This window comes from Paenibacillus sp. P4_A7, assembly GCF_056402455.1.
The window spans coordinates 1-6,246 of sequence record NZ_JBFUHJ010000324.1; the positions used below are offsets into that span (position 1 = coordinate 1).

9 protein-coding genes and 1 pseudogene are annotated in these 6,246 nt (G+C 46.5%); all 10 read left to right on the plus strand.

All coding sequences use genetic code 11. From position 1 onward, the window contains the following. Window positions 1–1,089 (plus strand): S-layer homology domain-containing protein (locus AC1DWN_RS25065; protein WP_477561617.1); only part of this gene is annotated, 1,089 nt, incomplete at its 5' end. Window positions 1,090–1,249: 160 nt separating this feature from the next. Further along, entirely contained in the window at window positions 1,250–1,513 is a 264-nt protein-coding gene (locus AC1DWN_RS25070; protein WP_477561625.1) for a hypothetical protein, read from the plus strand. Beyond that, window positions 1,474–1,644, plus strand: coding sequence for a hypothetical protein (locus AC1DWN_RS25075; protein WP_477561618.1), 171 nt, complete (start codon window positions 1,474–1,476; stop codon window positions 1,642–1,644). Before AC1DWN_RS25070 ends, AC1DWN_RS25075 begins: the two co-directional genes overlap by 40 nt. After that, window positions 1,628–1,966 carry a hypothetical protein gene (locus tag AC1DWN_RS25080; RefSeq protein ID WP_477561619.1) on the plus strand — a complete coding sequence of 113 codons (339 nt, stop codon included), beginning with the start codon at window positions 1,628–1,630 and terminating at the stop codon, window positions 1,964–1,966. Before AC1DWN_RS25075 ends, AC1DWN_RS25080 begins: the two co-directional genes overlap by 17 nt. A gap of 87 nt (window positions 1,967–2,053) precedes the next feature. Next, complete coding sequence (locus AC1DWN_RS25085) at window positions 2,054–3,472, plus strand: hypothetical protein (RefSeq protein ID WP_477561620.1); 1,419 nt, start codon at window positions 2,054–2,056, stop codon at window positions 3,470–3,472. 8 nt (window positions 3,473–3,480) lie between these two features. Beyond that, window positions 3,481–3,708 carry a hypothetical protein gene (locus AC1DWN_RS25090; RefSeq protein ID WP_477561621.1) on the plus strand — a complete coding sequence of 76 codons (228 nt, stop codon included), beginning with the start codon at window positions 3,481–3,483 and terminating at the stop codon, window positions 3,706–3,708. A 101-nt stretch (window positions 3,709–3,809) separates the two neighbouring features. Next, window positions 3,810–4,001, plus strand: coding sequence for an SDR family oxidoreductase (locus AC1DWN_RS25095; protein ID WP_477561622.1), 192 nt, complete (start codon window positions 3,810–3,812; stop codon window positions 3,999–4,001). Continuing rightward, a complete protein-coding gene (locus AC1DWN_RS25100) occupies window positions 3,998–4,798 on the plus strand; it encodes an SDR family NAD(P)-dependent oxidoreductase (protein WP_477561623.1) in 801 nt (266 codons plus the stop codon). Before AC1DWN_RS25095 ends, AC1DWN_RS25100 begins: the two co-directional genes overlap by 4 nt. 233 nt (window positions 4,799–5,031) lie before the next feature. Next, window positions 5,032–5,289, plus strand: coding sequence for a hypothetical protein (locus AC1DWN_RS25105; RefSeq protein WP_477561624.1), 258 nt, complete (start codon window positions 5,032–5,034; stop codon window positions 5,287–5,289). Between the two features lie 69 nt (window positions 5,290–5,358). Further along, a pseudogene (locus tag AC1DWN_RS25110) lies at window positions 5,359–6,246 on the plus strand (alpha-galactosidase); the annotation flags it as partial.

Sequence of the window (6,246 nt, forward strand, 5' to 3'; positions counted from 1 at the left end):
GAAGAGATGGAAGATGGGATTGTTCAGGTTGAGCTTTCCGCGCAAGCACTGGCTGATGCGAAGAAAACAGGAGATATCGTCATTATTTCCATACAGGCTGGTTCCGTCCGTTATGAACTCCCCGTTCATGTCCTTCCATTGGAAGCTTTGGCCAAACAGATGGGGGTCGAAATCAAGGATATGAAGGTGGTTATCAGCTTCGAAAAAATGGCGGGGGCTGCGGCTGAACAAATTTCAGAAATGCTGAGTAAAATGGATGCTATTCAGCTTGTGAAGCCTATAGCGTTTGGTGTTTTTGTGGAAGCGGGTCACGAGCGTATTGAAGTTCGCGATTTCGATGGTACTTATATCAATAGGACCTTCATGATTTCAGGGGAAGTACAGCCGTCTCTATCGACAGCCGTATGGTTGGCTCCGGGAGGAAGACTTGAGTTTGTGCCGTCCACATTCAAAACGGTCAATGGCAGCACGGAAGTATTGATCAAACGTAGAGGCAATAGTACATATACAGTCATTCAACACGAAAAGACATTTGCAGATGTGGATAAACATTGGGCGAAGCAAGAGATCGAGTTGCTCGCTTCGAAGCTTATTATTAAAGGGACGACAGATACGAATTACGAGCCCGAAGCGCCGATCACACGTGCCCAGTTCGCTGCTCTGTTAGTGCGGTCCTTGGGATTGGAGGAGGACGCTTCGGCTGCAAAATCTTTTTCTGATGTATCTGCAAACAATGGATATATCGGAGCGATCGGGGCAGCAGTGAAAGCAGGGCTTGTTAAGGGATACTCGATTACGGAATTTCGGCCAACCGGGCAAATTACGCGCGAAGAAATGACCGTTATGATTTCTAGAGCCTTACATGTTGTAGGGAAACGGACGACGAGCGAAGGGACGGGCACATTTATGTCATTTAAGGACGGTAGCCTGATTCAACCATGGGCACGGGCTTCTGTGGTGGAAGCTGCAGAAAGCGGCATTATTCAAGGTAGGACAGAGACGACCTTTGCCCCGAGGGAACAAGCAACTCGAGCGGAAGCGGCAGTTATTCTAAAACGAACGCTTCAATGGCTTGAATTTATCAATTGAATTTGTAATTGCATAAAATTTGGTTGCATTTTCACATTATGATAACTTAGGAGGTGATTGGATTTCTGTCGAACAAATGCAAATCAAAAGCCTCAATGAATGCACTCTTGATGAAATAAATGAGTTGTGGTACGTCGGATTTCAGCAATACTTTAGAGATATGACTCGAGTAGTTGAGCAGACGGTGAACCATTTGGGAGCTTGCAGCATCAAACCCAATCTATCAGTTGCGGCGTACATAGACGGTATGCCTGCGGGCTTTGTCTTAATTGGTCTGAAGAATGTCCACGACGTGAAGACAGCATGGAATGGTGGTACGGGCGATAATCCTCTCTTTCGCGGCAGGGGCATGCCAAGATCCTGTTACAGGAAGCCATTGCGCGAATGCGTGAAGCAGATGTGGATAGGATTACACTTGAGGTAAGGACTGATAATACGAATGCGATTGCTGCCTATATCAAAGCCGGATTATTTATGTGTGTATGGGACCTCAGAGGCCGTAAGCGGACTCCCTTTTTATTTGGAAAAAACGGCATGGATGACACAGTGGTTTAATTTATCGGCAGGAAGCCAGTCTCTCATTGTTTATGACCGGAGTGGTGAGGCCGTCGGCTATGCTTTGTTCTCTAAAGGCATTACGAAGTCAAGTGAATTATCTGGCATAACCCTTTATCATTGCGAAGCGAATCCGAAGCGTGAGGATTGCAGTAATGTTGTTCGTTATATGGTGGCCCAAGTTTACGGGCCTTTTGACGCCTCGTTGCCGCGCGTAGCGCACTATCTCCGATCTACGAATCAAGTAGCGATAGATGCATTGACAGAAGCGGGCTTTGAGATGGATTACGAGGAGCAATTGATGATGCTTCAACTGAAATGAGTAATGGTGTGGAAATGAATTGTAGTTAGTAAAAATTCAATTACTGTTTGAATAGACGTATATTAACGAAAGCGAGGCTTTTCATCGATGAATACTATTAAAATAGGATGGAGCTCCAAAAGCATAACACCTCAAAAGCTGATATCCTTGGCTGGACAGTTCCATGAAAGGATTACAGATCAAGTACGGGATCCGCTTTATGCTACAGCTATGGCATTGGAAGGTGCGGGAGCAGAGGGGCAAGGAACAGTTCTAGTAAGCTGTGATCTGATTTGTATAGAGAAGCATATTATAGTTGGTGTCCGGGAAAAAGTCAAACTAATCGTACCGGGTCTCGATCCGGAGCATGTCATCCTAAACGCGTCACATACGCATACGGCACCTCTTCTTGTTGGCGAGASAACGCGTTTTCCGAACCTCGGTTATCGCAAAACTCATGCTAATATTATGTCTCCCGAACAATATTCGGAGTTTGTCATCGAGAGAATCGTTGAAGCAGTGAAAGAGGCATGGGAAGGGCGAACGGCTGGAGGAATCAGCACGACACAAGGGTATGCGGCGCTTGGTCTTAATCGGAGGGTGGTTTATGATGACGGTACAGCTACCATGTATGGTAATGTAAACTCCGTTCATTTTCGCGGATTTGGAGGTCCCGAGGATCCTAGGGTAGAAATACTATTTACTTGGAATGCCAATCGCGAATTAACGGGTGTTCTATTTAGTGCTGCGTGTACTGCACAAGTTGTGGAAGGCATCTCCAGTATTTCTGCTGACTACTTTGGCGAATTAAGAAGTATGATTGCTGCGCGATGGAATTCGAATGTGCATGTTCTCGGCATGATTGGTGCAGCCGGTGACTTGGCTCCCCTCGATTCATTGAATAGGCAACACCGAGCGAATGATCCTGATACTCAGATTCGTCAGTTAACAAATATTTTGTTAAGGACCCTGGAAGATGCGCTTGAAATGGCCAAAGAGAACATTCAAATTGCGCCGATATTCAAGCATACATTCAGACGAATCGACTTGCCACTTAGGAAAGTGGTGAAATCTGAAGTTGATTTGGCCAGGCAGGAATTAAGCAGCTTTCAAGAGCAGATGGATCGGGAGGATGATTCAGTTGCTTATTTCACATCCCTGGATTTCAAAAGACAAAGTGACATATTTAATTATTATGCGATATTAGATCGATATGAACAGCTCCAGATCACTTCGTCTTACCCGATGGAGCTGCATGTGCTGCGCATTGGAGACGTTGCGTTCGCAACGAATCCTTTCGAATTGTTTACGGAATTTGGATTGCAAATTAAAGCGAGAAGTGCTGCCAGGCAGACCTTTATTGCCCAGCTGGCATGCGATAACAGTGGATATCTTCCATCCGCTGAAGCGATTGCTACCGGCGGCTACAGCACCCAAGTATTCAGCGGGTATGTGGGAGCAGATGGCGGTCAAGCGCTGGTGGATTATACGGTAGAGACGATTCAGTCGCTTTGGGATGAGAGCTGAGGAACATAATGACTGGAGGCAGAACGATGGGGAATTATCCGACGAAAGTACAATATATTTTACGTCCGGGCTATCAGGTGGTACGCGACGATGCGCTGTGGAATCCGTTCATGGAGTACGCCAATGCGATCCGTGCGGATGCGGTAATGCCTTTCAATTTGCATATTGAAGCCAATCACCCCGATCTGCTAAGTCTAAGGAATCGCCTTCCCATGTACGCTGCTTCTTGGGTTTGAGGTGTTTGTCTACAGCAGGCCAAAGGCGACGGAAAAAGTCGTAGAACGTTCCGACGCCGGGAAGATCGTCAAAGTCAAAGCCGCTGCTAAATTCGGAATACGTGTCAACGCAATTGCCGCCGCATTACAGGGGGGGATTACCTAGTGTCAAAAGAATCATCAGTGATACGCCGATGAGCTTACTTCCCAAAGCGGAAGATATCGTCGGGACGGTACTCTATTTGACATCAGAGGCTTCCAGTAGGGTGACAGCTCAGGTAATCTCTGTGGATGGAGGGTATGTGGCACAATGAGGACTTTGTTTGATTTGACCGGTAAAGTTGCAATCATTGTTGGTGCGGCTGGCATGTTGGGGGGCGCTCAGGCCATAGGGTTAGCAGAAGCCGGGGCTGATATCATTCTGGCCGATGTGTCTGCTGGGAATACCGATAAGGTGCTAGAATCTATTCATAAGGTTGGATCAAGAGCGATCTTTCATCAATTAGATATTACTTCGCCAGACTCTGTACAATTATTAACTCAGCGTGCTTTAGATGAATTCGGAAAAATTGATATTTTAGTCAACTCCGCAGGTATTACCCACCGATATCCAAGTGAAGAGTTTGATGATCCTCTATTCGATCGCATATTAGATATTAACTTACATGGGATGTTTTATACTTGTCAATCGATTGGAAATGTAATGATAGCGCAAGGAGGCGGGAGAATCATTAATATGGCTTCCATTTTCGCGTCGGCGGGAAATCCCGAATCAATCGCATATGCTGCGAGCAAGGGAGCTGTAGCTCAATTAACACGCACATTGGCAGTCGAATGGGCGGAGGCAAATATAGCCGTAAACGGGATTGCGCCTTCCTGGTTTGAAACACCGATGGGTACACTATCGGATAATATTGATACCCTATACAAAGGAGCATCTCGTAAGCCGACGAAAGAACAATTATTTGAACGAACAATCGGTAAAGTTCCATTAAAACGCATGGGACGGCCTCATGAAATTATTGGAGTAACTGTTTTATTGGCTTCTGAAGCCGCTTCTATGGTTACAGGACATATTCTGGCTGTAGATGGAGGGTTTTTGGCGCAGTAGCATCAGGGTGACGCCCGGTCAATACCGCAAGAAGCACCGCTTCGACCGGAAGCCCTGCACGGCACCGCAAGGCTTTTTTTTTTCATTGCGACGGCATATCGGGGAAAATGTCTATTGCAGATTTATCATCTATCATTTGAAAATCATGTGCCGTTTGGGCAGATTGGGACGCCTGTCGGAGAAATGCCTTTCTTGATTTTGCCCTTGCGTTTACGCTGCTTCTTGGGTTTGAAGTGTTTGTCTACAGCAGGCCAAAGGCGACGGAAAAAGTCGTAGAACGTTCCGACGCCGGGAAGATCGTCAAAGTCAAAGCCGCTGAGAATGGCGTAGATCGGGGTTCACTTCATTTCATTGATCCATTCGGTCAGTCCCATCTCTGGATTGATCATGAGGAGGATCAGGAAGGGCCGCAGCAAGGAAGCCGGATCACTGGCCAGGGAACCAAGATCCCATCTATTTTTTCTACGAAAGTAGGAGGAAAGCAAGTTTGATGGTACGGAAACCCTTGTGCCACAAGCCTCGGCGAATGCTGAGAGGCTATATACCCTTGAGGAGGAACCATGACACAGCAATGGTTTGACATTTATGAGAATGGTATCTATATGAATATAGAGGTTACAGACAAAGGGGATGTCAGACTGCTTCATCTATCCCCGTTTCCTGCGGATGAAGCTTTGCTTGGAACAGAAGCGGAGCGCAGCAGACGTCGGATTGTAGAACTGCAGGTTACAGGCGAGGATCAGAATGATCATCATGCTTCCAAGTATACGGGAACGATGCCTGCCGGACGATTGAAATATGTTAACCATCTGGATGTTCATAATGACTATGGACGAAAGATCGAAGTGATAATGGAAGACGGTTCTACTCTCGTAACCGTACATTATCAATTTTACGATGGAATAGGTGTCATTCGTTCTTGGACGGAAGTTGTTAATCGCGGCACGGATCCACTTCCATTGGAATATGTATCTTCCTTCGCTCTGACAGGAATAGCCAAGGAAGGGGTTGGTACATGGGAAGAGAAAAGTCGACTTCATGTATCCCATAATACATGGCATGGAGAGATGCAATGGAGAAGCAATACGTTGCCTGAATTGGGGCTCACCAAGGCCAACGATTTTTCTTTAAAGCGGCTTTCTTACAGTAAATCAGGCACTTGGTCCTCTGCCGACCTTCTGCCGATGGGTTGTTATGAGAATACGGTGAGCGGTACGGTATTATGCTGGCAAATCGAACATAACGGTTCCTGGCAGTGGGAAATCAGCGAYACATCCCCAGGGCAGCTCTATTTGCAGATCAGCGGTCCTACCGAAAATGAAAACCACTGGTGGAAGAATGTCGCGCCGGGTAAATCGTTCGTTTCTGTACCTGCTGCAATTGCCATTGTTCATGGTGACTTCGAACAGGCAATTGGTGAATTAACCCGATACCGCAGAGTTATCCGT